The 24,838-nt window shown below is 61.4% G+C and carries 20 protein-coding genes; 8 read left to right on the forward strand and 12 right to left on the reverse strand.

Going from position 1 to position 24,838, the window contains the following annotated elements; genetic code table 11:
* Nucleotides 1-341 precede the first annotated feature (341 nt).
* Both DSAT_RS09655 and DSAT_RS09660 read left to right on the forward strand, forming a co-directional pair.
* Nucleotides 342-839 (forward strand): MauE/DoxX family redox-associated membrane protein, encoded by a 498-nt coding sequence (locus DSAT_RS09655; protein ID WP_020887321.1) that lies wholly within the window; start codon nucleotides 342-344, stop codon nucleotides 837-839.
* A complete protein-coding gene (locus DSAT_RS09660; RefSeq protein WP_020887322.1) occupies nucleotides 830-1,351 on the forward strand; it encodes a rhodanese-like domain-containing protein in 522 nt (173 codons plus the stop codon). The genes DSAT_RS09655 and DSAT_RS09660 overlap by 10 nt, the downstream gene beginning before the upstream one ends.
* Nucleotides 1,352-1,609: 258 nt before the next feature.
* Here DSAT_RS09660 and DSAT_RS09665 read toward each other — a convergent pair whose 3' ends face one another.
* The gene (locus DSAT_RS09665) at nucleotides 1,610-2,671 is read right to left on the reverse strand and encodes a phosphotransacetylase family protein (RefSeq protein WP_020887323.1); all 1,062 of its coding nucleotides are present in this window, start codon (nucleotides 2,669-2,671) and stop codon (nucleotides 1,610-1,612) included.
* Nucleotides 2,672-3,144: 473 nt separating this feature from the next.
* On the opposite strand from DSAT_RS09665, the gene DSAT_RS09670 reads away from it, so the two are divergent.
* The 4 genes from DSAT_RS09670 to DSAT_RS09680 all read left to right on the forward strand — a co-directional run bounded on the left by DSAT_RS09670 (nucleotide 3,145) and on the right by DSAT_RS09680 (nucleotide 7,066).
* Nucleotides 3,145-4,464: a MotA/TolQ/ExbB proton channel family protein gene (locus tag DSAT_RS09670; protein ID WP_020887324.1), complete on the forward strand. Its 1,320-nt coding sequence runs from the start codon at nucleotides 3,145-3,147 to the stop codon at nucleotides 4,462-4,464.
* Entirely contained in the window at nucleotides 4,448-5,155 is a 708-nt protein-coding gene (locus DSAT_RS09675) for an OmpA family protein (RefSeq protein ID WP_020887325.1), read from the forward strand. Before DSAT_RS09670 ends, DSAT_RS09675 begins: the two co-directional genes overlap by 17 nt.
* A complete protein-coding gene (locus DSAT_RS15185; RefSeq protein WP_020887326.1) occupies nucleotides 5,152-6,033 on the forward strand; it encodes an HNH nuclease in 882 nt (293 codons plus the stop codon). Before DSAT_RS09675 ends, DSAT_RS15185 begins: the two co-directional genes overlap by 4 nt.
* A gap of 118 nt (nucleotides 6,034-6,151) precedes the next feature.
* A complete protein-coding gene (locus DSAT_RS09680) occupies nucleotides 6,152-7,066 on the forward strand; it encodes a DHH family phosphoesterase (RefSeq protein WP_020887327.1) in 915 nt (304 codons plus the stop codon).
* 18 nt (nucleotides 7,067-7,084) lie between these two features.
* Here the strand turns inward: DSAT_RS09680 and DSAT_RS09685 are convergent, their stop codons facing one another.
* The 3 genes from DSAT_RS09685 to DSAT_RS09695 form a co-directional block, all read right to left on the reverse strand.
* Nucleotides 7,085-8,725, reverse strand: coding sequence for a sensor domain-containing diguanylate cyclase (locus tag DSAT_RS09685; protein ID WP_020887328.1), 1,641 nt, complete (start codon nucleotides 8,723-8,725; stop codon nucleotides 7,085-7,087).
* A gap of 206 nt (nucleotides 8,726-8,931) precedes the next feature.
* Complete coding sequence (locus tag DSAT_RS09690) at nucleotides 8,932-11,010, reverse strand: ATP-binding protein (protein ID WP_052167383.1); 2,079 nt, start codon at nucleotides 11,008-11,010, stop codon at nucleotides 8,932-8,934.
* Between the two features lie 56 nt (nucleotides 11,011-11,066).
* Nucleotides 11,067-12,209, reverse strand: a complete 1,143-nt coding sequence (locus tag DSAT_RS09695; protein WP_020887330.1) for a phosphate/phosphite/phosphonate ABC transporter substrate-binding protein — start codon at nucleotides 12,207-12,209, stop codon at nucleotides 11,067-11,069.
* 173 nt (nucleotides 12,210-12,382) lie between these two features.
* Here DSAT_RS09695 and groES point away from each other — a divergent pair, with 173 nt between their 5' ends.
* Nucleotides 12,383-12,670, forward strand: a complete 288-nt coding sequence (gene groES / locus DSAT_RS09700; RefSeq protein WP_020887331.1) for a co-chaperone GroES — start codon at nucleotides 12,383-12,385, stop codon at nucleotides 12,668-12,670.
* A 60-nt stretch (nucleotides 12,671-12,730) separates the two neighbouring features.
* A complete protein-coding gene (groL, locus tag DSAT_RS09705; protein ID WP_020887332.1) occupies nucleotides 12,731-14,374 on the forward strand; it encodes a chaperonin GroEL in 1,644 nt (547 codons plus the stop codon).
* 490 nt (nucleotides 14,375-14,864) lie between these two features.
* Here groL and DSAT_RS14890 read toward each other — a convergent pair whose 3' ends face one another.
* The 8 genes from DSAT_RS14890 to trxC all read right to left on the reverse strand — a co-directional run bounded on the left by DSAT_RS14890 (nucleotide 14,865) and on the right by trxC (nucleotide 24,756).
* A complete protein-coding gene (locus tag DSAT_RS14890; protein WP_020887333.1) occupies nucleotides 14,865-15,485 on the reverse strand; it encodes a TorD/DmsD family molecular chaperone in 621 nt (206 codons plus the stop codon).
* Between the two features lie 157 nt (nucleotides 15,486-15,642).
* Nucleotides 15,643-16,773, reverse strand: coding sequence for an NrfD/PsrC family molybdoenzyme membrane anchor subunit (gene nrfD, locus DSAT_RS09715; RefSeq protein ID WP_020887334.1), 1,131 nt, complete (start codon nucleotides 16,771-16,773; stop codon nucleotides 15,643-15,645).
* Nucleotides 16,773-17,495 (reverse strand): 4Fe-4S dicluster domain-containing protein, encoded by a 723-nt coding sequence (locus tag DSAT_RS09720; RefSeq protein WP_020887335.1) that lies wholly within the window; start codon nucleotides 17,493-17,495, stop codon nucleotides 16,773-16,775. The genes nrfD and DSAT_RS09720 overlap by 1 nt, the downstream gene beginning before the upstream one ends.
* A gap of 6 nt (nucleotides 17,496-17,501) precedes the next feature.
* On the reverse strand, nucleotides 17,502-20,081 hold the full coding sequence (locus DSAT_RS09725) for a molybdopterin-dependent oxidoreductase (protein WP_020887336.1): 2,580 nt from the start codon (nucleotides 20,079-20,081) through the stop codon (nucleotides 17,502-17,504).
* The gene (locus DSAT_RS09730) at nucleotides 20,078-20,491 is read right to left on the reverse strand and encodes a hypothetical protein (RefSeq protein ID WP_020887337.1); all 414 of its coding nucleotides are present in this window, start codon (nucleotides 20,489-20,491) and stop codon (nucleotides 20,078-20,080) included. The genes DSAT_RS09725 and DSAT_RS09730 overlap by 4 nt, the downstream gene beginning before the upstream one ends.
* A gap of 516 nt (nucleotides 20,492-21,007) precedes the next feature.
* On the reverse strand, nucleotides 21,008-23,200 hold the full coding sequence (locus DSAT_RS09735) for a sigma 54-interacting transcriptional regulator (RefSeq protein WP_020887338.1): 2,193 nt from the start codon (nucleotides 23,198-23,200) through the stop codon (nucleotides 21,008-21,010).
* Nucleotide 23,201: 1 nt separating this feature from the next.
* Complete coding sequence (locus DSAT_RS09740) at nucleotides 23,202-24,128, reverse strand: substrate-binding domain-containing protein (protein WP_020887339.1); 927 nt, start codon at nucleotides 24,126-24,128, stop codon at nucleotides 23,202-23,204.
* 202 nt (nucleotides 24,129-24,330) lie between these two features.
* Nucleotides 24,331-24,756 carry a thioredoxin TrxC gene (gene trxC / locus DSAT_RS09745; protein ID WP_020887340.1) on the reverse strand — a complete coding sequence of 142 codons (426 nt, stop codon included), beginning with the start codon at nucleotides 24,754-24,756 and terminating at the stop codon, nucleotides 24,331-24,333.
* Nucleotides 24,757-24,838: the final 82 nt, after the last annotated feature.

Below are 24,838 nucleotides of genomic sequence, written 5' to 3' on the forward strand. Positions count from 1 at the left end.
CCTGGAAAAATTCCTCTTGGAGAAGATTAACGCCATCAAGGGCTGAAAAGACGCCATCTGCCGCGTTGCTTCAAGTCGACCATCTTTGTGGAGGAGGCGCTGCCTCCTCTACGCCTCCACCGCCAGGGGGCTGGGCCCCTGGACCCCACGATTCGCTTCGAAACCATCGCTGGCAAATCCGACGCCGGTGCGGCGGCGATGCACGCGTTCCGGCCGTGCTGCATTGATTTTTCCGATACATCTCAAAGACACAATCGAAACAAACGATTTGTCCCGGCCTTCCCAGGCAGGCTACTCATCATCCCATCCCTTGCCTGCCTCGAAACCCTGGGACGCTCTGTATGCGGCGCGTGTTCTTCCCCAAGCTCCTTTATCTGGCCGTACGCCTCGCCCTGGCCGCGCTGTTCATCGTGGCCGGAGTCATCAAGCTGCAGGACCCGCGCGTCTTCGCCGTGACCATCGAGGCCTTCGGCCTCGTGCCCGCCTGGCTCGTGGGTCCGGCCTCGCGCTGGCTGCCCGTGGCCGAGATCGCGCTCGGCGCGGCCCTGGCCCTGGACGTGCGCGGCAGCCTCGGCGGCATCGCGGCCATGCTGCTGCTCTTCATCGCCATCATTGTCTACGCCCTGCGCATGGGCCTGGACATTGACTGCGGCTGCTACGGCCCGGCCGAACCGCAGGCCAAGGCCTTCGGCAGCCTGTGGACATCGCTGTACCGCGACCTGGGCATGCTCGCGGCTGTCGTCTGGCTTTACGTCGCGCGCGCGGCGCGCGGCTTCTCCCCGAGAAACCCGCTGTCCCCTTTCACCAAAACCCCCAAGGAGTGCCCCGCATGTCGTTGAAACGTTTGGCCCTGACCCTGGCCCTGATCCTCTGCCTGGCTCCGGCCGCCCTGGCCCAGAACATCTTCGAGGAAGAGGTGGTCAACGAGAAGTACGCCCTGCTCGGCGCGAACCTGGCCCTGCTGGCCGTCGAGGGCGGCTACAAGTACGTGGACACCGCGACCCTCAAGCAGTGGATGGATGAGAAGAAGCCCATGGTTCTCGTGGACACCATGCCCTTCGAGGCGAGCTACCAGAAAGGACACTTCCCCGGCGCCAAGCAGTTCCTGTTCCCCATCCCGACCATGACCGCCTGGGACAACGCCGAGACCGAGGGCAAATCCCAGGAGGATTTCGTGGCCATGCTCGGCGCGGACAAGGACGCGCTGATCGTCTTCTACTGCGGGTTCGTGAAGTGCACCCGCTCGCACAACGGCGCGCTGTGGGCCAAGAAGCTCGGCTACACCAACGTCTACCGCCATCCGGGCGGGCTCTACGCCTGGAAGGGCGCGGGCTTCCCCCTGGCGAAGTAGGCTTTCCGCCGCACAGCCACGCGCGGCCCGGCGCCAGAGTATGGCGGATGACGGCTTTTCGGCCGCGCGCGTTGCAAGCCCCTCCCGGCCTTCGGCCGCGAGGGGCTTTCGCGTGCTGACGGATTTCGCTTTCCAGGCCGTTTGCAAAGCTCCAGATGCACGGCGCAAGAAAAGTTCAAGGCCGCCGCGCATCGAAGGATACGCGGGGATTTGAACTTTCCGCGCCAACGCGGCCGATGGGGCTTTTGGGACGGCCTGTCAGATTCCGAGCTTTTCGCGGATGTAGGCCAGATCGACGTTGGCCGCCACGACCTCCGCGCCCTGCTTGATCTTCACGGCGTCGCGGAACTTGTGGCGCGAGAGCAGCGTCTCCATCTTCTTGGCCACGGAGAAGGTGTCCTCGCGCACGATGATGATCGGAATCTCCAAGACCTCGGAGCGCGTGAGGATGATCTCGTTGGGATAAAGGTTGCCCGTGAGGATGAGGCAGGGACAGTCGCCTTCCAGGGCCACGAGCTGCACGTCGGAGCGGTCGCCGCCGACGATGATCGCCGAATTGCGGTGCTTCTTGAAGTGGGTCAGGAAGTTTTCGACCTGCATGGTGCCGATGAGGAAATTTTCGACCACGCGGTCGGCCTTGGCGTGGGCCGAGATGACCTTGCCGCCCAGGCGGTGGGCCAGGTCGACGACCTTGATGGCCCCAAGCAGCGGGTCGCGCGGGATGACGCCCAGGACCTTGACCCCGATGCGCTCCAAGAACGGCACGAGCAGTGTCTTCAACTCGTCCATGTAGGTCTTGGGCACGTCGTTCAGCACCACGCCGAGCAGTTGGTCGCCCAGCCGTTCGCGCATCACGGCCAGATAGTCGTACTTCAGCTCCTTTTCGAAGCGGTCGATGACGATGGCCTGAATACCGAGGTCCTTGACCACGGAGACGCCGTCCACGTTGCAGTACTTGCCCGAATACATGCTGCCCGAGCCGGCCACCAGGGTCACGTCCTTGCCTTTGGAAAGCGTCTCGTAGGAGTGGCGGATGGAGGACATGAGATCCTGGCACTGGCCGCTGAAAGCCTTGGCCTTGAACTCCTCGGTGACGAGCACGGGAGTGACCAGCGCCGGGTCCTGGTCGAGACCGAGCACTTCCTGCATGAAGAACGCGTCCTCGTCGCCCCAGGCCCCGTTACGCTCCACGGGCATGGCGCCCACGGGCTTGAGGTAGCCGACCTTGCGGTTGTTCTTCTGCAGCCACAGCCCTATGCCCAGGGCGATCATGTTCTTGCCGGAATATCCGGCGGTCGCGCCCACATACAGCCCAGCCATAGTTTCCTCCGAGTGCCGTTCTCGCCGCGGGGTTCCCGTCGCCTGAATCCTCGCGCCCGTGTTCTACGTTTTTTTTTCGGTCCTGTCTTCCCCCCGGACGGCCCGAGAACCGCAAAGCACGACGCGACAGGGGGCAAGAAGCGCCCCTTTGGCCCGAGACCAGCCCTCGGAACTGCTTTTTCCGTCTTCGAGACCGCCCTCCACAGTCGTGTTGTGGTGTTGAGCACCCGCAGGCAGCGAAGACAGCAACAGGACCACACCTTATTTGGGCTACCAACCAATCCAACGGATGGGGACGCTCTCAGCGCGACACTTCGCGAGCGAAAAGATAAAACATATTAGTTCAACGATTCAGCGGCAATAGCACCCTCCTCTTTCTATTGAATGCCAACGCGTTTGCTGATAAAAAGCCAACGTGCAAATGTTGAAGCAGCGATCTTGTTTCATCGAAAGCGTCTTTTGAGGAGCGTGCTGTGCCCAATGACTGGACTTCACTGTTTACTCCTGTGAACAACGTTTTTTTTATCTTAATTTTAGTCTGTCTTGGGGGCGGACTCTTACATGGAGGAAAGTCTAGGGGACGTCTCGTGTCATCGCTCCCCAGCATTGCCATATCAATTGGCATCCTTGGAACATTTTATGGAATATCGATAGGACTTATGAAGTTCGATGAGAGCGACATATCAAATAGCATTCCCCAACTTATTGGAGGTATGAAGACCGCATTTGCAACATCGCTACTCGGCATGTTTGCCTCGATATCCCTAAAGGCATATTACTCAAGGCAGGATGATAAAAACATTGGTGGCTCTGAAAACCCAATTGACTGCCTTAGGAACATTGAAAAAGCAATTGTTTCGTGCTTTAAATCTGAAGAAGAATACTCTCTTGTCTCTCAAGTAAAACTAATTCGGCAAGAGCTTATAGACAGTCGCCGGGAGACGAAAGCTGCCTTCCAGGACTTTGCAGATCATTTTTCTAAAATGGCATCTGAATCTCTTGTTAAAGAGCTACAGCAGGTCGTTGATAAATTCAACGCCATGCTTAACGATTTGGTGAGCGAATCATTCAAAGATCTTTCAGAATCAACAACTCGCCTAAATCAATGGCAGCATGACTACAAAGGTGTAATCGAGAAAAACCAGTCACAGCTAGCTGACACAATCACGCATGTCGACAAATTGATATCGTTGCTTGAAGATTCGGTTGCAAGAATCAAGGAGTTCGATGTTACCCTTAAAAGCATTGACTCAAGCCTTTCTACAATCTCTACTTCGAGCACAGAACTTGACGAGCACACAAAGATGATTTCCAGCAATAACATGCTTCTTGAGTCTTCTATGCGTTCTATTCGTGATATTGGTGTTGAAGCATCAAAAGTTGTACCCGAGATTTCATCCAAGATGAACCTGCTTATCGATGAGATAAAAATTCTTCAAAACAACACAACCAGCTTTGTTGACAGAACAACAAAAAACCTTGAGGATAGTATCAGATTGATAATTGCTACCTTGTCAGACAACCAAGAAACCTTGCACAAGGCGACCAATGACTTTGTCTCATCAACAACAAATGAGTTGAAGAATAATTTTGAAACTCTGTCGATCCATACGAAAGACAATATACAGGCCATCGAAAAATCTCTTGAAGAAGAGTTGACCAAATCTTTGAATTCGCTTGCCGGAGCGCTGACCGCGTTATCAAACCAGTTTGTTTCCGACTACACACCTCTCACGGAACGCCTCCGTGAAGTGATCAAGCTCGCGGAGAACAGCAATGCTAACCGGAACTAGCGACAAGACAGAGGAGTATTGGCCCTCTATCTCTGACCTAATGTCAGGTTTGATGCTTGTATTTTTATTGATAGCTATTGCATACATGCACAACGTCGAAGAAGGGCAAAAGCGCATAAAAAAAGTTGCTGTGGCGTATCAGGAGACGCAAGTTAGCTTATATAACAAACTTATGGAAGAATTTGACAAAGACCTTCCAAAATGGAAGGCTCGGATCGATAAAGAAACACTGTCTGTCCAATTTATGGAGCCGGAAGTCCTGTTTCACACAGGCAGCTTTGAAGTTACAGACTCCTTCAAAGCAATCCTTGACGACTTTTTTCCTCGCTACCTCCGTATAATATTTGCCAAAGAATATGAAGAAAGTATTGATGAAATCAGGATAGAGGGACACACATCATCAGAATGGGGAAACGGCGAAACGCCACAGCATATTGCATATTTTAATAATATGAACCTATCTCAAGACAGAACTCGGTCTGTTCTTCAGTATTGCTTCAGCATAATTGATGACGCTGGATTAGAAGCAAAGATGCGCAAGCATATTACAGCAAACGGTTTGTCTTCAAGTCGCTTGGTCCTAGACAGTGAAGGGCGCGAGCAGAAACAACTCTCGCGTCGAGTAGAATTCCGTACGCGTACAAACGCAGAACAGAAAATTGTAGAGATACTAGAGCAGTTTGAAAAATGAATCTTCCTGACTACCTTAGGTGCGTAGAAATAAAAGAACTCCTTTTGAAAATGGGAATACATAGTATTCCAGATCTTAAGCCTGTAGTTTTTGAACGAGAAGTATCTTCGACTAAAACTGTGGAAATACAAAATCCTCAACTTGCTTTTGCAGAAAAACTCAAACTTGAAGCTGTCGCGCTTGATCAAGTTGATGTCGCCATCGGAAAAGATGGAATAATTGAAGTCAACGGCATAAAAGCGTGTGCTTACATTAAGAAACAAAAACAAGGCGTGAACCGCTACAATAAAACGTCTACATACCGCTATCACCTGTGCAAATGTCAAACAATCGAAGGCATGATTGCTAGCGGGAGAAAAGATAGATATGTTTCTACGACGCGAAGCGATGGAACGTTTCCCGTCATCGATCAATCTGTTTACCCCGCCTGTGAGATCGAAGTCACACTTGAGTTATGCAAGAATTGCAAAATTTTACTAGAAAGCAAAGGGATGATGCCAAAGCCTTATTCTTTAAAAGTTTTTTTTGATAGATTTCAGCCTGAGATTCCTTCAAAAATAAGAAAAACAGAGCAAGTTATTGTCAAAGAGCCTTATGCCCCAAACCACCGAGAAATTGCAGATCGATACAAAGAGCAAGCGAATTTCATATGCCAAATTTGTGGGGTTGACGGAAGCTCAAAGCGCTTTTGCATTCACCTTCACCACAAAGACGGAGATGGAAACAATAACAACAACTCCAACCTTAGCGTTCTCTGCACAGACTGCCACTCCAAGCAGCCCCATCACCCTCATATGCTAAAGAACCCTACGTTTGTAATGCAAATACAAGAGATTAAAATATTGAGAAGAGAACAAGGTATTCCGCAACTTGGCTAGACTGGCGCATGCGGTAAAGATTGTCCTGAAATGCGGCGAAACCCTCCTTTCGCCGTCCCACCCGAGCCGTTGCCGCACCCTCCAGGCCGCGCCCTGCGCGCGAAAGGAGTTGTTCCGCATGAGACTCGTGACCAGAGCGGATTTCGACGGCCTGGCCTGCGGCGTTCTCCTCAAGGAGATCGGCCTGGTGGACAACTGGCTCTCCGTGCACCCAAAGGACGTGCAGGACGGCCGGTATCCAGGCGATCCGGACGACATTGTGGCCAACGTGCCCTACATCCCCGGCTGCGGCTACTGGTTCGACCATCATTCAAGCGAGGATCTGCGCCTGCCCAAGGGGCTGGTCTTCAGAGGCGCGTCCAGGCCCGCAAAAAGCTGCGCGCGCATCGTCTGGGAGTATTTCGGCGGCCACGCCCGTTTCGGCGGCAAGTTCGACGAGATGCTTGAGCATGTGGACCGCGTGGATTCGGGCGAACTGACCCGCGAGGAGATCGAGCGGCCCCAAGGCTGGATTCTGCTCGGCTTCATCATGGACCCCCGCACCGGCCTCGCCTACCACAAGCAGTTCACCATCTCCAACTACCAGCTCATGGAAGATCTCATCGACTACTGCCGCGAGATGCCCATCGAGGAGATCCTCGCCCAGCGCGACGTGCGCGAGCGCGTGGAGCATTATTTCGCGCTCCAGGAGCGGTTTCGGGAGATGCTTCTGGCCCGGGCGCGGCGGGAGGGAAACGTGCTGGTCCTGGACCTGCGCGGCCAGGACCCCATCCATCCGGGCAACCGCTTCCTGATGTACGCCCTCTTCCCCGAGCCCGACGTCTCCATCCAGGTGACGCCCGGCAAAAAGGACAAGAACACCGTGTTCAGCGTGGGCCACTCGATCCTGAACCGGACCTGCGAAACGGACGTGGGCGCGCTGATGCTGCGCTACGGCGGCGGCGGGCATCGCCAGGCAGGCACCTGCCAGGTGGGGAACGGCGACGCGGACCGGGTGCTCGGAGAACTGATCGCGGCCCTGCGGACCGAATAAGACGCGACGGGGAAAGAATCAGGCGGTCTGGTCGGAAGACGGCGGCAGGACGCTTGCGGCCGCGACGCGGTTGCGCCCGGTCCGCTTGGCCTCGTAGAGTGCCGCGTCGGCGCGCGCGAGCGCGTCCTCAAGCGGCGAGGAGCCGAACTCCACGTCCTCGGCCAGCCGCGCCACGCCGATGGACAGCGTGCAGGCAAGCGTCTCGCGGCCAAGCGGCAGCGGGCACATCTGCACGCGCTCCCGAATGCGCTCGGCCAGAAGCACCGCCTGCGCCTCGTCCGCGCTCGGCGCGAGAATGCAGAACTCCTCGCCGCCGATGCGGGCCAGAACGTCGGAGCCGCGCACCGTCTCGGCCATGATACCGGACACGTGCCTGAGCAGGGCGTCGCCCGTCTGATGGCCATGCGTGTCGTTGACCTTCTTGAAGTGGTCGATGTCGAGCATCAGGGCCGCGAGCGGCTGCCCGCTGCGCATGTGCCGCGCCACCAGCCGCTCCCCCTCCTGCATCAGATAGCGGCGGTTGCGAAGCCCCGTGAGCGAATCAGTGACCGAGATGCTCTCCAACTCGCCGATGGTCTCGCGCAACGTCTCGCCCAGGGTGCAAAACGAATCGTGCAGTCGCGAGACCTCGTCTGGCGCACCCTGCATCTTTTTCGGCAGGCAGCTTGCGGCGTACTCGCCTTCGCGCATGGACTCGGAGAAATCCACCAGCCGCTCGATGGGCCGTTCGATGGAGCGCGCGAGCCGGATGAGCAGCGGCGTGAGCAAAAGGATGGTCAAAAGTCCCGCGCCCATGGCCACGGCAACGGCCGTCCTGGCGCCGCCCATGACTTCGCTTTCGGGAATCTCGCCCACAAGTATCCACGGCTTGACCGTGAGCGGCGCATACGCGCCCACAACTCGCTTTCCGGCGTGGTTGCGGTATGGGCCGTGCATCTCCACGCCCCTGGCCACGGCACCGAGTATGGGTGTGTTCAGCGGTGAAAGCAGCGGCGGCGCATTGGCGCCCTGCGAGGCGGGGCCATTGCCAGAAAGCTCGGTCAGGAGGCTTCCGTCGCCGGTGACGAGAAAGGACTCGCCCGTCTTGCCGAGACGCATGCGCGACAAAAGGCTGCTGACCGTGGTCATGCGCACGGGCGTCACGATCACGCCCTGAAATACCCCCTGGTTGTCGAACACCGGCGCGGAGAACATGATGATGGGCTGGTCCGAGACACGGCCGATGAGCACGTCCGAAATGAACGGCCTGCCTTCGCGCCCCTCCTTGAAATAGGCGCGGTCCGAGACGTCGAGCCCAGGCGAGGCGGCCGTATCCATGCGCGTGCGGCCGTCGGGCCCGACGAATATAACGCCGGAAACGTCGACCCTGGTGCTCGCGAAGGCGGCGAAGGCCTCCATCATGGCCTCCATGTCCACGCGCCGCACGGCCGGGAGCGAGGCCACGAGCATCGCATCCTGCAGGCGGGAGCGCATCCAGCGGTCGATGACGGCCGCCTGAACCGTCAGGCGCTCCTCGATCTCGGCTTCCTTGTCGTCGATGATCCCGGTGCGCATGAAAAACACGAAGACGAGCAATGAAATGGCGATGGGCAGCGCCACCAGAAGCAGGGAATAGGCCCGGATGCGGCCGTGAATGGTGGACAGGGACTTCAGCAACATGTGTATGCGTAAGCGGCGACGGCGGCGCACGGCGTGTCGGCGCCCAACCGCCCGGCGCTCCCCCCTCGTCGCGTCGGCGTCATTTGGACGCCCTTCCCATACCCATGCCGGGAGTGCGGGGCAAGGGAAAATACGTCAATCACTTTCAGCCGCCCAGGGCGGGATTCGCCCTCTAACCACAAACGCCTCCCGGCCCGCCCCGGCGATCAGACGCTCACGCCCGCGCGCATGGAGGCCGTCTCCTCGCATTCCTCGTCGGGCAGCCCTTCGCGGCTCAAGGGCAGTTCGATGACGAAGACCGTGCCCGGCCCGGGCTTGGTGTGCTCCGAGGGGCCGTTGCCCAGGTATTCCACAGGCGCGGGCGAAACGGCGGAGATGCGGCCCTGGTGGTCCTTGATGACGCCGAACGAAATGGACAGGCCAAGGCCGGTTCCCTTGCCCACCTGCTTGGTGGTGAAGAAGGGGTCGAAAATCTTCTTCAGATTCTCCTGGCTGATGCCCGCCCCGGTGTCCGCGAAAAAGAGGACCACACGCCTGCGATGGCGGCAGAGCTTGGAACGGATGAATATCGCCCCGTCCTGGCCGATGGAGTCGAAGGCGTTGTTCACCAGATTCAGCCACACAGACTTGAGCTTTTCCTTGTCGCCCCAGATGGGCGGGATGGTCGGGTCGAGGTCGGTTTCGATCTCCACGCGCTCCTGGCGGAAGATGGTGCGCACCAGCGAGACGACCTCCTCGATGGACTCGTTGAGGTCCATCTCCCGGATGACGTTGGCGGACTGGCGGGAGAAGCCCAGGAGGTCGGCCACGATTTTCTTGCAGACCTTGGTTTGCTTCTCGATGATGGCCACGTCCTCGCGCGGCTGCGAGCCCTCGGGCAGGTCTTCCAGCAGCATCTGGGCATAGCCCAGGATGATGCCCAGCGGGGTGTTGATCTCGTGCGCCACGCCGCCCGCGAGCCTGCCCAAATCCTCCATCTTCTGCGACTGGATGAGTTGGTCCTGGTAGTTCTTCAGGGCCGAGATGTCGCGCGCGGTCATGAGCAGACCGATGATCCTCCCCCCGCTGTCCGTGACCGGCACCTTGACCACGTGGAACCAGCGCTTGCTGGTCTCGTGATCGACCATGATCTCCTTGGATACGGGCCTGCCGGTTTCCAGCAGGGAGGCGTCCTCGGCCGCGTTGACCTCCGCGCCCTGAATGGCGAACAGCGCGGGGTCGGCCCGGCCGATGACGTCCTGGTCGCGGCAGCCGAAGTAGCGGCGAAACGCCTTGTTCACGGCGCGGTACGCCCCCTTCTCGTCTTGCAGGCTGACCAGATCGGGGGTGACGTCGAAAATGGTGCGCAAAAGCTGCTGCTGTCGCGCCAGATCTGTCTGGGCGCTCTTGAGTTCGCGGATATGGTCGCGCAGCGACACGGCCATGACGTCGAAGGCCTCGGCCAGATCCTGGATCTCGTCGCCCCGGTTCTGGCGATAAACCCGGCAATCCAGGCAACTGTCGAGCTTGGCCGGAAACTCGGCTTCGCCGCAATTCTCGCAGAGCGTCCCGGCCAAGTGCCAGCAGCGGCGCGAACGGTCGCCGTAGGCCGGGCAATCAGTGCGGTCGCAATCCATTATCTCCCAGCAGGCCTCGGCCAGACGCGGCCCGGCGTGCACGTCGAGATTGCCGTGCATGATCTCCTCGGCGGACTCGCGCAGGACCGCGATGCGTCGGGTCACGGTGCGCGCGAAGAGCGAGCCAAGCCCAACGGCCAAAACGGCCACCAGTCCCACGGCCACGACGATGGCCAAGGCCAGTTCGCGCCGCGCGGCCTGCACCGAGGTCTGCGAAAGGCCCACGCGGGCCACGCCCAGAAGATTGCCGCCCAGGCTCACGGGCGCGGCGAAGTCGTAGATGAGCTCCGTGCCCGTGTCGAGCAGCCGCGCCGAGGTACGGCGCGCGCCCGGCTCCATGGGCGCGGCCGGATCGGGTGGCAGGTTGATGCGCAACAGTTCGATGGGGAAACCACCCGAAAAGGAGTGGGCCATGACCTGATCCTGGGGATCGATCACAAAGGCGTAGATGATGTCCGCGCCCGTGTTCACGGTCTCGTCAACCATGTTCTTCAGGCGCAAAAAATCCACGGCCAGCAGCGGATCGACCGAGCGCGCGGCCAGACTCATGGCCAGCGACTCGGCCCGACGCTTGGCCTCGTCGGTCAGGGCCTCACCCGCGATGGCCGTGGTCAGGAGCATGGCCGCAAGGCCCGTTGCGGCCAGGAGGCTGCCGATGACCAGGTACATCTTGGCCGCGAAGGGCAGACGCTCCAAGGCATGGCGCAGGGCGATGGCCGGGTTTTTCACGGCGCGACCTCGCCCTCGGCCGCGAGCCGTGCGACGAGTTCGCGCACCGGGTCGAAATCGGCGTCCACGGCCGCGTGAATGGCCTCGAAGCGGGCCGCGTCCAAAATCTCGCGATGCCCCGGATTGTCGCGGTCCAGGGACAAGAGCGCCTTCTTCACGTCCATGAGGATCTCGGGGTTCAACCCCCGACGCGCGGCGAAGAGCCAGTTGGGATACTCGCGCGTGACGGCCAGGACGCGGATTTGCCCCATGTCGATGCGATCCGCCAGCAAGGCGCGGGTACCGTCGCGCACCGTGCCCACGTCATACTTGCCGGAAAGTACGCCGAGCACGACCTTCTCCTGCTTGCCGCCGGGACCGGGCGCGAAAGCCACCTCGGCGAAGTCGCGCTTGCGCAGGCCGTTCTCCAGGAAGTGGCCGAGCGGGAAAAGGTAGCCGCCGGCCGAGGACGGGTCCACGGCGATCCAGCGCTTGCCGCGCACGTCGTCCAGGGTGCGGATGGTCTTGTTGTCGGCGCGCACCAGTATCTCGCCCCAGAATCCGCCGTCCTCCTCGCTGCCCACGATGCGCGCGAAGGCCTGCGCGCCGTAGCGCTCGTTGATCTGCACGTAGACGAAGGGGTTGACGAAAGAGATGTCGATGGCTCCGTCGCCGACCATCTTGATGTGGTCCTCGAAAGTGTCGGGATAGACCTGCCGGATGGACAGCCCCGTTTCCTTGCGCAGATAGTCCACGAGCTTGTGGTGGCGTTCGTAGGACGCGGTGTGGGAATATTGGGGCAGGTAGGCGTAGGTTATGCCGCGCGTGGCCTCGGCCACGGTCACGTCCACGCGGCGGTCGAAGTCGATGTACACCGCGTCTTCGTCTCCCCCGAGGGCGCCCACCAGGATGGCCAGGGCCAGGGCTGCGAAAAGGGCCAGGATAGGCGCGAGCAGAAGCGCCAGACGACCCGTCTCGCCCCTGGCCTGGTCCGAGGCCCGCCGAACGCGGCGGGGCTCGGCGCGCCCGGACTCATCCGGCTTCCTCTCTCTCGCGGGCTCGCCGTGGTGGTCGTCGTTCTCTGGGGCGTTCATGATTGTTTCGACAATATACCAGTCGAACCGGCCGCGCCAGTCCCGAGGAGCGCTCGTGCGTTCCATCACGAGCCCACGAACGAGGGGGGAGCGAAAAAGGACGGAGGTTTTTTCTCGGGACGGTGTTGACAAAGGGCAGTGCCGTACCTATACGACGATGCGTCGCCTTGTTGGCACTCGACGACGATGAGTGCCAATACCAACAACTACTCAACGACACCACAAGACGGAGGAAGTACATGAAGCTCAAACCCTTGCACGATCGTGTCCTGGTCAAGCGCCTCGAAGAAGAGGAAAAGACCGCTGGCGGCATCATCATCCCCGATTCCGCGAAGGAAAAGCCCATCAAGGGCGAAGTCGTGGCCGCCGGTCCCGGCAAGGTCAGCGCCGAGGGCAAGAAGATCGAGATGTCCGTGAAGAAGGGCGACAAGGTGCTCTTCAACAAGTACGCGGGCACCGAGGTCAAGATCGACGGCGTCGAGTACCTCGTCATGCGCGAGGACGACATCCTGGCGATCCTGGACTAACGGTCCCTCGACAACCCAGCGAACATTTCCAGACCGGCACTTCCCAAGGAGGAATACAACATGCCCGCAAAAGAAATTCTTTTTGACACCAAGGCCCGTGAGAAGCTCAAGAGGGGCGTGGACAAGTTGGCCAACGCCGTGAAGGTGACCCTCGGACCCAAGGGCCGCAACGTGGTCATCGAGAAGAGCTTCGGCTCCCCGACCATCACCAAGGACGGCGTGACCGTGGCCAAGGAGATCGAGCTCGACGACAAGTTCGAGAACATGGGCGCCCAGATGGTCAAGGAAGTCGCCTCCAAGACCTCCGACATCGCCGGCGACGGCACCACCACGGCCACCATCCTGGCCCAGGCCATCTTCAACGACGGCGTGAAGCTCGTGGCCGCCGGCCGCAACCCCATGGCCATCAAGCGCGGCATCGACAAGGCCGTTGAGAAGATCGTGGAAGAGCTGGGCAAGCTGGCCAAGCCCACCCGCGACCAGAAGGAAATCGCCCAGGTCGGCACCATTTCCGCCAACAACGACGCCACCATCGGCAACATCATCGCCGACGCCATGGCCAAGGTCGGCAAGGAAGGCGTGATCACGGTCGAGGAGGCCAAGGGCCTGGAGACCACCCTGGACGTCGTCGAGGGCATGCAGTTCGACCGCGGCTACCTCTCCCCCTACTTCGTGACCGATCCCGAAAAGATGGTCTGCGAGATGGAAGAGCCGCTCATCCTCATCAACGAGAAGAAGATCTCCAACATGAAGGACATGCTCCCGGTGCTGGAGCAGGTCGCCAAGATGGGCCGTCCGCTGGTCATCATCGCCGAGGACGTCGAGGGCGAGGCCCTGGCCACCCTGGTGGTCAACAAGCTGCGCGGCACCCTGCAGGCCGTGGCCGTCAAGGCCCCCGGCTTTGGCGAGCGCCGCAAGGCCATGCTCCAGGACATCGCCATCCTGACCGGCGGTCAGGTGGTGTCCGAGGACGTGGGCGTGAAGCTTGAGAACGTGACCCTGAGCACCCTGGGCAAGGCCAAGCGCGTGACCATCGACAAGGAGAACACCACCATCGTCGACGGCGCGGGCAAGTCCGATGACATCAAGGGCCGCGTCGCCCAGATCCGCCGCGAGGCCGACGAGACCTCCTCCGACTACGACCGCGAGAAGCTCCAGGAGCGCCTGGCCAAGCTGGTCGGCGGCGTTGCCGTGATCAATGTCGGCGCGGCCACCGAGACCGAGATGAAGGAGAAGAAGGCCCGCGTCGAGGACGCCCTGAACGCCACCCGCGCGGCCGTCGAGGAAGGCATCGTGCCCGGAGGCGGCGTGGCCCTGGTGCGCTGCTCCAAGGCCCTGGACAAGGTCAAGGGCGCCGACGACGACGAGACCGCCGGCATCGAGCTGGTCCGCCGCGCCATCACCGAGCCGCTGCGCCAGATCGCCAACAACGCGGGCGAGGAAGGCTCCATCATCGTGGAGAAGGTCAAGGAGTCCAAGGATTCCGTCGGCTTCAACGCCGCTTCCTGCGAGTACGAGGACCTGATCAAGGCCGGCGTCATCGACCCCAAGAAGGTGACCCGCATCGCCCTGCAGAACGCCGCTTCCGTGGCCGGTCTGCTGCTGACCACCGAGGCCGCCATCGCCGAGAAGCCCGAGCCCAAGAAGGACGCCCCCATGCCCGGCGGCATGGGTGGCATGGGCGGCATGGGCGGCATGTACTAGACCGCTTCCGCGCTTACACCCGCATCATGACGGCCGGGGCTCCTCTGGGGCCCCGGCCTTTTTTCGGCAGGCTGCTGAAAAAATCCCCTCTGCGGCGTTGCCGCGAAAAAGGAACACCCCGAGCTTCAAATCCTCAGTTGGGATGTGTAGTTACATGGTTTAAAAGACTTTTCACCTTAGACAGGATTTGCCGATCGAGTTCCATTTTGGGCAGGGTTTGCTGGTCTTTCCCACATGAAGCCGCACATGATGGTTCGGGGAATCGGCATTGTACATTTGCCATGCCTGCCGGGAGGCTTCCAGCACCTCGGCGGCATGACGATAGTATCCAGGGAGGCGCTGAATGCCTGAGGCAGCCCCAGGAAGGCGGCGAGGCTTTGGGCACAGGCAAATATAGTGATCGCGGACATCCGCTTGTGTTTGAAGGGGGTTCCGGCAAGCTGCCGGAACCCCCTGAAACATTGCGGAGGAATCAGGGGCTGAGACGCGGTTAGCTCGCGTCGGTCATCATGATCGCCCGGCCAAGAGGCACGAGGCTGGCGTAGAAGGGGTGATCCGTGTTTTGCTCCACCCGGGTCAGGAATTCATCGAACCAAGCCTTCACATGCCGCGCCGCGAAAAGGGCACGAGCCTCGCGGGCTCGTGCCGCAGCTTCGGCATCGTTGCGCGTCTCGGCCTCGATCTCGCGATACACAAGCCAAGCCATGAATTCGAGTTCGGCCACGACGTGGTCGGGCGGGTTGTGGAAGTCATCGGCCAGATCCATGCCCAGTTCCTGATACATGCGTCTGGCATCCATCGTCGAAGGCCCCATTACGCGGCCTTCGCTTTCGAGATAAACCGAGCCGAACGGTGGCGCGGGCAGGCTGAACGGCCCCACGAAAAGCCGTGAATACTCTATCCGTGCTTCGGCCATGTCCGCTTCGTCTGGAGCGGCCCCGGCCGCCCTGGCGGCCAGCCGTGCGGCCTCTGGAGCCAGAGACGAGAGCGACTCGACGAGCGAGCTCAGGCGCGCGGCCAGTTCGGGCGTCGGGATGTCGAAACACGCGGCCAGGGTGGAGAAGGCCTCGACGAGGACTGGCCTGGCGTCGTTCTTTCCGGTGTCGGTCATGTGGTGCTCCTTTCTGCCTTCCTTCGGCCCTGTCCGCCCTGCGAGAGGGCCTGGTCCGGGGGGCGTGATCCCGGACCAGACCCGACGGAGGATGCGGCGTCCCTGGCGTGGTCGGACACCGCGGCTCCCGGCTCCGGACGGAGCCGGAGGAACGAGGCTACTCCGGCGCCGCCTCCAGGTTCAGGTAGCGGACGGCGAAGGTGTATATCAGAAGCGTCAGCGCCAGGGCCAGAAGGACCGTGCCGATCTCGTAGATGCTCGGCCAGTAGCTGACGAACGGGGGCCTGTTCTCGGCCATCTGCCCGATGGGCGCGATCTGGCCGGCGAGCAGAAGCTCCATGCGGCTGGCGAACATACCCACGAGGACCATGAGCGAGGCCACGGCCTTGGCGCTCATCGACAGACGCAGCGACTTTCTGGCCATCATCAACATGGGGATGACGATGCCGATCCACAGTTCGATCTGGAAGAGCGGCGTCGCGGCCAGGTACTGGAAGCCCAGGAATTCAGGTTCGGTGGTCAGGAAGCTGATCTTGGTGCGCAGCAGCAGGACGAAGAGACAGGCGGCCAAGGTCCAGCCCAGAATCTTCCCCAACTCGTCCATGAGGGATTCATGGCCGCTGTCGGCAACCTTGCAGCGCATGCAGTGGATCATGCTGGCCAGGATGATGGCCGCAAGACCGCTGGCGATGGCCGTGACCAGGAAGTACAGCGACACGAACTGGCCGAAGAATGCCAGCCGCGCCTCGACCACGCCGAAGACCACGCCAAGGGCCGTGAACGAGGTCAGTGCGAGCAAAAGCGCGCCCAGCGCTGCGGAGTACGCGCCCTGGGTGTGCCACTCGCCCTTGTTGATGATGTAGAATTTGGAGACGACCAGCACCAGGTAGAAGGTGTAGAGCATGCCCATCCACCAGATCGGCGAGGTCAGGTTGGGCGAGAGGAAGATGTTGACCATGTTTAGCAGGGTCGTCCAGGGGCCGAGGTCCAGCCCCTTGCACATCAGGCCGGTGACGAGCGTTGCGCCGGCGAGCAGCGAGGCCCGCTTGGCGATGGGGTAATAGCGCTTGAGCCCGAAGACCGTGGGCAGCGACGAGAGGAACGTAAGCCCCGCCGCGGTCAGCCCGAAGAAGAGGTATCCGGCCATGGGCAGCGTCCAGAAGGTGACGTCGTTGGCGTTGTACACGCCCACGCCCCCGATGATGACGGTGAGGGCGCTGTAGAGGCCGAACGCCAGGGCCACCCCGAGCGCGGCGAGCCACAGCACGCCGATTCCCGATCTGTTCATTACAGACCTCCCTTGGATCTTTCGTAGGTGCCGGCATTGAACGACCTGATGTAGTAGACCTTGGGCCTGGTGCCCAGGTCCTCGCGCAGGCGTTCAGCCTTGTAGTTGCCGAGCAGTTCGTTGACCTTGCTGTTCGGATCGTCCAGGTCGCCGAAGATGCGCGCGTCCGCCGGGCAGGCCTCGACGCAGTAGGGCAAAAGCCCCTCCACGACCCTGTGGTGGCAAAAAGTGCACTTCTCGACCACGCCGGTGGGCCGCACGGGACGGTACTTGCCGCGCTCCATGTTGGCCCAGGGCACGCCGGTGGTGCCGAGTTTGGCGTTCAGTTCACTCGCCGAGGACGTGCAGCCGGGAATGAGCGGCTGCTCCTTCTCCCAGTCGCCGAAGGGCTTGCGCCAGTTGTACTTCACGACGCCGTAAGGACAGTTCGCCTGACAGTAGCGGCAGCCGATGCACTTCGTGGGGTCGTGCATGGTGATGCCGCCGTCTGTCTTATGCAGGGCCCGCGTCGGGCAACCGCGCACGCAGGGCGCGTTCTCGCAGTGGTTGCACAAGGTCGGCCGGTAGAAGAAGCGAACGTTGGGATAGGTACCCAGCGTCTCGGTCCGTTTGTACGACCAGTTGATGCCCTGCGGCAGATTGTTCTCGTTCTTGCAGGCCACGATGCATCCGCCGCAGCCCGTGCACCTGTGCAGGTCAATGACCATCGCATAGTTTGGCATGTCTCATCACCCCCTGATCTTCTCGACCTTGAGCCGCGCCAAGCCATAGAACACGGACGCACCGCTCAACCGGTCATAGTCGGCCGGGATCAGGTCGTTGTTGTTGCCGCCGAGCGGAGTCTTGCCGAAGACCTTGGAGGCCAGCCTGCCGTAGGCCCAGTGTCCAAGTCCGTAACACTTGGAGATGGTGCCGGGGCGCACGCCCTCCCAGAGCTTGGCCGTGCACTCGATGGAGCCGACAGGGGAAGTCAGGCGGATGCGGTCGCCGTCTTTCAGCCCCAGCCTTCTGCCCTCTGCGGGATTGAACTTGGCCACGTCCTGGTACTGCTCGTCGCCGGGGTCCAGGTCCTTCAGCTCATGATACCAGGAGCAGTTGGCGCTTCTGCCCTCGCGATTCAGGCGCGACTTGTAGTCCACGAGCACGAAGGGGTACTCGTTCGGGTCGCCCAGGACGTAGGGCTCCTCGTAATGCGGCAGGAAGGCCATGTCTCCGCGCGCCTGGTACTTGCAGACCTCGAGCACGCGGTCGATGCTCACGCCGTGCTTCTCGGCATGGCTTGCCAGGGCTTCCTTCAGCGTCTCGGAATAGAATTCGAACATACCGGTCTTGGTCTTCATCTTGCCCCAGCGGGCCCGGAACTTGTACGGATCGGAGTTCCAGACGCCCGCCTTGCAAAAGTCCTCCCAGCCGTTGAAGCGGTCGCCGCCCTTGTACTTGGCGGGGTCCCAGTAATTCTGTGTCATCAGTTTGGTGCAGTAGAGGGAGAATTCCTGTTCGTTCGTGGGGCTCTTTCCAGTCTCGGGATCCTTGATCTGCTCGATGAAATAGCGCTGCAGATAATCGAATCCCTTGGCCGCGAGCTTTTCGGCGATGAGCCAGGGAATCTCGGTCTCATCGGCCTTATAGTCCCACACGCGGTCCACGATGGGCTGCATGAGGGTGCAGTGCCCCCATCCGCCGGCCGAAACATTCACGAAGCCCCATCGCTCCATCATGCTGTGCGTGTCGGGCAGCAGGATGTCCGCGAACCAGGAGAACTCCGAGGCGTTGGTCGTGATGTGGGCCAGGAAGGGAATCTTGGTCAGCGCCCGCTCCCACCGTTCGCCCTGAGGCGAGGAGAAGGGGAAGTTGTTCCAATAGGCGATACAGACCTTGATGTCGTAAGGGTCACTGTTAAGGATGCCGTCGGCCGTGTTGTTGGTCACCACGCCGCCGCCGGATTTGCCGCCGTTGAGCGACGGTAGTTCGAGCCTGCCGCGCTGGTCGATCTTCTCGTTTTTCAGGCCGACCTTGGCTGCGTCGTCATAATATTCCTTGGGATCGGGAATGCCCTGGTTGAAGGATTTGCTGTAGGCCAGCGCGCCGCCCACGTTGTCGCAGGCGCCGACAAGGCCGTTCAGGGCGTGGCAGGCCATGGAGGCGTAGGCTCCGCGCACCTGCATGCAGGGACCGCCGCCCACCCAGGACATGACGTGCGGCGCGGCGCTGGCGAATTCCACGGCCACGCGTCTGATCTGCTCGGCCGGGATGCCGCACAGCGGCTCGGCCCACTCGGGCGTCTTGTCCTTGAGTTCCATGTTCCACCAGGTGACCAGACCATGGGTGTACTTCTCCTCAAAGGATTCGGGATCGACCCACTGGCCGAGTTTGAAACGATTCTCACCGTCCGTGAAGTCGCCGACAAACTCACGGAACCACAGCCCTTCGGTGAGGATGACGTGGGCCATGGCCACGGCCGCCGCGCCGTCTCCGCCGGGGATCACGGGCAGCCATTCGTCGGCCTTGGCCGCGGTGGCGGAAAGCCTTGGCTCGACCACGGCCACCTTGGCACGATCGAGCACATCGCCCCAGTCGCGCAGGCTTGCCGAGACGGCACGGTTGGAGGATAGCGGGTCAGCGCCCCAGCACAGGATGTAGCGCGTGTTCAAGATGTCGTACTGCCGGTAGCCCCAGATGCCTTCCGTATAGTACGGGCCGAACTTCTCGGCCTCGGCGCAAATGGAGCTGTGCGAGATGTTGTTGGGCGAGCCGAGGATTTTGGTCATGCGGTCGTAAAGGACCGCGTTGAGGTTCGTGTAACGCCCGCGGATGAGCATGTATTTGTGTGTTTCGTTCGCCGCGCGAAGCTCCATGAGCTTGTCGGCGATGGTTTCGATGGCCTCGTCCCAGGTGATGGGCACGAATTTGGGGTCTTCGTTGCGGCCCTTATTGGGGTTGGTGCGCTTCATGGGCGTCTTGATGCGGTCCGGATCGTAGACCTGCTGCAACGCCAGATGCGCCTTGGGGCAGCTCGCCGAGCCGTTGACTTTGGAGCGCGCGTTACCCCTGATCTTCACGCCGCGTCCGTTGACGACGTAGACTTCCTTGGAGCACCAAGACGTGCAACCCTGACAGGTGGCGGGCCGCCATTCGCCCTGGGGCGCCAGGGGCGACGCCGCCGTGGCGCTCAGGGCGCGCAGGACGGGCGCGCCACAGGCTCCGGCCGCAGCGGCCAGCGCGGCGCCCTTGAGGAACCCGCGTCTGGAGACGCCGCCGGATCCTTCTGCGCCGTGCGCACCGTGCATGTTCACTTTCGCCTCGCTCATTCGAGAACCTCCGCTTGACGTTTATACGGTCCGTGCCCGACCGCCTGTGCGCCGGGCGTGGTCAGGTCCTTGAGACAGATCGCCAGTTCATCCTTCGCGACAGGCAAGGAGAGAGAGGCAAAGATGTGCGTTTCCAAAGCCTGTCTGAGTTCGGGATGATGCCGCGTCCGCGACAGGGCGATCAGCCGGGTTTTTGGGGCCGTGCGGCCAAGCCGCGCGAAAAAGTCCATGTCGAACGACCCTTCGTCTATGTCGATCAGGGCGGCGGCGTAAGGCAGCCCGTCTCCCGTGGCAGCCAGGAGGTCGGGCAGATCACCGCACCCGTCGGCGAGCCTGACCCCGAAGCCCATTTCGAGCGCCGCTTCGCGAAGCGCGTCTCGCACTGTCTTGTCGCCGCTGCAGATCGCCACGTGTCCTCTCTCCACGCAAAACCCCGTTGTTATTGGCATATCCGCGAGTGCCGAGTTGTGTGGAGAGATAAAGCAAAAAGGCGGCCAGAAAACTTCTTCGTTGCGGTATGATTTTTCAAAAATCAATCATTCAGGATTATTGCGTGAAAAGAATGAGGGTTGGGAGACGCCCGGCCGGCCTTACCGGAGGTGCTGAACGATGTTCACGACCGGGAACGTCGGACACTCCTGTGCTCTTTCGCGACACATCTTGAGCTGCAATGGAGATTGTCTTTTGAAACAAGGATATTACGTGTGTCCTGATTCAGGACATCTGTGGCTCGTGTCCGCCATGAAGACACGCTGCCCCGCCCAAGAACGTCCGAACCATGCGGAAAACACCCGCAGCGCGACGCGAAAGCGGAGGGAGGGACCCGGCTGTTGCGGGAGGGCAAAGTTTTCTGCTGCGCGCTCGTAATACGCGAGGGTTTGACCGGCTCGAAGCAACGCCGCAGACGGCGTCTTTTCAGCGGCCTGTCAGGCGGCAGGGGTTTCGATGGCGTATCTCTTGATCTTGGCGTACAGCGCGCTACGGCTGATGCCCAGGGTCTCGGCCGCGAGCTTCTTGTTCCAGCCGCACCGTTCGAGCGTTTCCACGAGAACGTCCCTCTCGTGGGTCTGGAGAGTGCGGCGCGGGGCAGAGGCCGCCATCGCCTCGGACAGGCGCGTGGGCAGGTGCTCAGGGGTGATCTGCCCGCCCGAGCAAAGCACCGTGGCCTGCTCGACTACGTTTTGCAGTTCACGGACGTTCCCTGGCCAATCGTAGTCCAGCAGGAGCTTCATGGCTGCTGTGCTGAACCCGTCAATGGCCTTGCCGTGTTCAGCCGTATAGACTTCGAGAAAATGGTTGGCGAGGAGGCTCACGTCATTGCCTCGCTCGCGCAGCGGCGGCATGCGCAAGGAGACGACATCCAGACGGTAGTAGAGATCTTCCCTGAACCGTCCCTCGCGCACCTCGTCGAGCAGATCGCGATTGGTGGCCGCAAGCACCCGCACGTCCACGGAGATAGATTTTTCGCCCCCAAGGCGTTCAAAGGTTTGCGACTGCAGCACGCGCAGCAGCTTGACCTGGGACGCGGCCGGGATCTCGCCGATTTCATCCAGGAAAACCGTGCCCCCGTCTGCCTGCTCGAAGCGCCCCAGGCGCTGCTTGATCGCCCCGGTGAAGGCCCCTTTCTCGTGGCCGAAAAGCTCGCTTTCGAGAAGCGTCTCGGGATAGGCTGAACAGTTGATGACCACGAAAGGCTTGTCACGACGCGGCGAAAGATCATGCACCGCCTTGGCTGCCAATTCCTTGCCAGTCCCCGATTCGCCCTGGATCAGCACCGTGGCGTCGGACCCGGCCACGTTCTCGATGAGCCGGTAGATGCCCTGCATGGCGGGCGAGCGGCCCATGAGTCCTTGGAAAAACTTCTGTTCCCGGTCTCCGGAGAGACGCCGCATGTCTTCCTCGTGGCGAACGGCACGAAGCAGCATGCCCGAGGTGTGCGAAAGCACGAGCCTGACAACCTGGTGCTCGTCCGGAGTACAGGAGCAGCCGCCCGCGCAAGCGACAACAAGCGCTCCCACGCGGCGGCCTTCGTTGAGCATGGGCATGGCGGACTGCAAACAGTTCGGGCCGCATTCGATGGGCAGAAGGCTCGACGGCAGCATATCCACGTCCTTGCTGATGCGATCCTCAGGCAGGTTGTCGATGGCGCGGTGCAGCTTTTCCAGCGTCGTGGCTGTGTGTACGCGCAGCATTGAACGCTCGCTCAAGACATAGGCGGCTTCGCCAGGCGGGGCCACGATCAGGCTCATGGCCTGGCAGGGCAGGATCTGCCGCAGTTTGTCGATGAGGAAGGAGGCAATCTCCTGAGAGCGGCCGAGCGATCCGGCCTGCTTGGCGATCTCGCACGAGGTGCGCATCTGATGGTGCGCGCGGTCGAGATCGAGCGCTTGGCGTTCGAGGCGGGCCGTGTATTCCGTCACACGTTGCGCCATGCCGTTGAAGGAGTCGGTCAAGGCGCGGAGTTCCTCGTAGTCGTCGGCTGTGACGCGCACCTTGGGCTGGCCTCCCTCGACGGCCTTAAAACCGTCGATGAGCCGCGCGAGCGGTCGCGTGATGCGACGCACGAAAAGCAGCCCGCCGAGCACGGCCACAGCCAAAATACCGCTCGTGACCAGGGCGATGTCGACCCACAACTCGCGCATGCGGTGTTCCAGCAGCCCTTCGTGGAATCCGACCCGGAGCACCCCGGCCTTGCCTTCGAAGACCGGCACGGCCAGGTCGAGAAGCAGGCGTCCATCCTGGGCCGCAACCTCGCGGATGCTGTCCTGCTCATCATCCTGCACCGCATTGGCCGCGATCAGGCCGACCGGAATGCCATGGGCGAAGGTGTGGGCCAGGACGCGGCCGTCGCGAAGCATGAAGACGTAGGCGATGTCGGGGTGCGCCGCGCGCTGCTGGTCGAACAGGCGTTGCAGCCCCACGAGATCGTTGGTCAAGGCCGGATCGGCGGCCTGGAGCGCCAGGGAATGTGCCTGGATGCGCGACTGGGCGGTCATGGCCTGGCGAAGGCTCGCGCCGTAGCGCTGCGACGCCAGAACGGCAACGAGCAAGGTGCTCCCGACGACGAGCATGATGATCGCCAGAAGGAGCGAGCCCTTGAGCGTCGCGCGGGCCTGCATGCTACTCCTTCACCCGCGCCGGGCGGCTGATCTCCCGGATGGCCTCGTACCATGCGGGATCGGGAGCAGTGAAGCGGTCGATGTGCAGCCCGTCGAGAATGTCCCGACCTTCGGAGTCTTCGTGCATGGTCAGGAGAATTTCGCGCAGCTTTTGCCGTTTTTCAACGGGCAGATCGAGGGAGGCGACCACGGGCGGCGCGCCAAATTCCTGAGACTTCTTGATGATCCTGGTCCGGCCGACCAGTTCCGGATCGTGCGCCGCCATGTAATCCCATACCAACCCGTCCACCGAGGCGGCGTCCACGAGCCCTCTGGCCACGGCCAGGACGGAGTTGTCGTGACTGTAGGTGAAGATGGTTTCGGCGAAGAAATTTTCGGGGGTCTCGCCGATCTCCGCAAGCCAGTGCAACGGGACGAGGCGTCCGGTGTTGGAGTCGGGGTCGGTGAAGGCGAAGACACTGCCGCGCAGATCGGCCAGGCTTTCGGCCGGATTGTCCGCTCCCACGATGAGATAGGCCTGGTAGAACGGGGAGCCGCCGAGCACCGGCGTGACGACGAGTTCGACCCCGAGTTGGTCCTCGGCCAGGGCGAACGGCCCGGAGCAGAGCATGGCCACGTCCAGATCGCGGCTCATGAGCAGTTCGTTGACTTCGGCGTAGGTCTTGCGCTGCACGAACTCCAGGTCCATGTCCAGATGCCGGGCCAGGTAATCCATCAGCCGCACGTAGATGGTGTGCGTCTCCTTGGGAGAGACCATGGCCGACACGGCACATCGCAAGCGCGGCGAGGAATCGACGTCCGTCGGCGTCCGGGTTTCGGAGATGCTCTTTGTGAAGTCGATTCGTGCCACATCGCGTTCGTCGGAACATGCGGGCAGCATGGCCAGAGCGAGAAGAAGCGGCCAAAGCCGCGCCAGGATTCGGATCATACTGAACACTAATATCCCGGCCAAATCATGGCAAGTCCGCCCCGGAGGAACAAAGGAGGGCTTTGGGCGTTTTGCGAACGCGCACCCTCGGTCGGGTCCACGCCTGCTGAAAGCATCAGCCGGGATATGAATCCCAACACCCGGGTCTGGAATTCCGTTTGGGGCTGGCCGACCCCGTGACGCCCGGGCGGGCGGGAAGGTCTCAGCCGATGGCCGAGCGCACGAAGTCCACGATCTGCCGCGCGCTCATGGCACCGGAAACGCGCGAGACCTCGCGGCCGTCCCGGAAGAGCACCATGGTCGGGATGGACTGGATGCCGTAGGCCCGGCCCAGCTCCGGCTCGGCCTCGGTGTTGACCTTGGCCAGCCTGACGCCGGGCGTGAGCAGCCGCGCCGCCTCGGCGAAGGCCGGAGCCATCGTCCGGCAGGGGCCGCACCACGGAGCCCAGAAGTCCACCAGCACGGGCAGGCCCGAGCGGCCCACCTGGGCGTCGAAGGAGCCGGAGGTCAGCTCCATGGGCGTGTTCAGGGAAAGGGGGGCCTTGCAGCGGCCGCAGACGGCCGAGTCCAGCCGCGCGGGATCGGCGCGGTTCACCGCGCCGCAGGAGGGACAGGGAATGTGCACCATTGGGAGCTCCTTTGCGCCGTCGGACAATGCACGGCGCGACGCGCTGTCAGCATAGCACGCGACAGTCATCGCGCAAGCCTCT

This window comes from Alkalidesulfovibrio alkalitolerans DSM 16529 (assembly GCF_000422245.1).
Classification (GTDB): domain Bacteria; phylum Desulfobacterota; class Desulfovibrionia; order Desulfovibrionales; family Desulfovibrionaceae; genus Alkalidesulfovibrio; species Alkalidesulfovibrio alkalitolerans.

Coding starts and splice junctions, on each gene's coding strand:
- DSAT_RS09655 (WP_020887321.1), top strand. CDS start 342: ATGCGGCGCGTGTTCTTCCCCAAGCTCCTTTATCTGGCCGTACGCCTC.
- DSAT_RS09660 (WP_020887322.1), top strand. CDS start 830: ATGTCGTTGAAACGTTTGGCCCTGACCCTGGCCCTGATCCTCTGCCTG.
- DSAT_RS09665 (WP_020887323.1), bottom strand. CDS start 2,671: ATGGCTGGGCTGTATGTGGGCGCGACCGCCGGATATTCCGGCAAGAAC.
- DSAT_RS09675 (WP_020887325.1), top strand. CDS start 4,448: ATGCTAACCGGAACTAGCGACAAGACAGAGGAGTATTGGCCCTCTATC.
- DSAT_RS15185 (WP_020887326.1), top strand. CDS start 5,152: ATGAATCTTCCTGACTACCTTAGGTGCGTAGAAATAAAAGAACTCCTT.
- DSAT_RS09680 (WP_020887327.1), top strand. CDS start 6,152: ATGAGACTCGTGACCAGAGCGGATTTCGACGGCCTGGCCTGCGGCGTT.
- DSAT_RS09685 (WP_020887328.1), bottom strand. CDS start 8,725: ATGTTGCTGAAGTCCCTGTCCACCATTCACGGCCGCATCCGGGCCTAT.
- DSAT_RS09690 (WP_052167383.1), bottom strand. CDS start 11,010: ATGTACCTGGTCATCGGCAGCCTCCTGGCCGCAACGGGCCTTGCGGCC.
- DSAT_RS09695 (WP_020887330.1), bottom strand. CDS start 12,209: ATGGAACGCACGAGCGCTCCTCGGGACTGGCGCGGCCGGTTCGACTGG.
- groES (WP_020887331.1), top strand. CDS start 12,383: ATGAAGCTCAAACCCTTGCACGATCGTGTCCTGGTCAAGCGCCTCGAA.
- groL (WP_020887332.1), top strand. CDS start 12,731: ATGCCCGCAAAAGAAATTCTTTTTGACACCAAGGCCCGTGAGAAGCTC.
- DSAT_RS14890 (WP_020887333.1), bottom strand. CDS start 15,485: ATGACCGACACCGGAAAGAACGACGCCAGGCCAGTCCTCGTCGAGGCC.
- nrfD (WP_020887334.1), bottom strand. CDS start 16,773: ATGAACAGATCGGGAATCGGCGTGCTGTGGCTCGCCGCGCTCGGGGTG.
- DSAT_RS09720 (WP_020887335.1), bottom strand. CDS start 17,495: ATGCCAAACTATGCGATGGTCATTGACCTGCACAGGTGCACGGGCTGC.
- DSAT_RS09725 (WP_020887336.1), bottom strand. CDS start 20,081: ATGAGCGAGGCGAAAGTGAACATGCACGGTGCGCACGGCGCAGAAGGA.
- DSAT_RS09735 (WP_020887338.1), bottom strand. CDS start 23,200: ATGCAGGCCCGCGCGACGCTCAAGGGCTCGCTCCTTCTGGCGATCATC.
- DSAT_RS09740 (WP_020887339.1), bottom strand. CDS start 24,128: ATGATCCGAATCCTGGCGCGGCTTTGGCCGCTTCTTCTCGCTCTGGCC.
- trxC (WP_020887340.1), bottom strand. CDS start 24,756: ATGGTGCACATTCCCTGTCCCTCCTGCGGCGCGGTGAACCGCGCCGAT.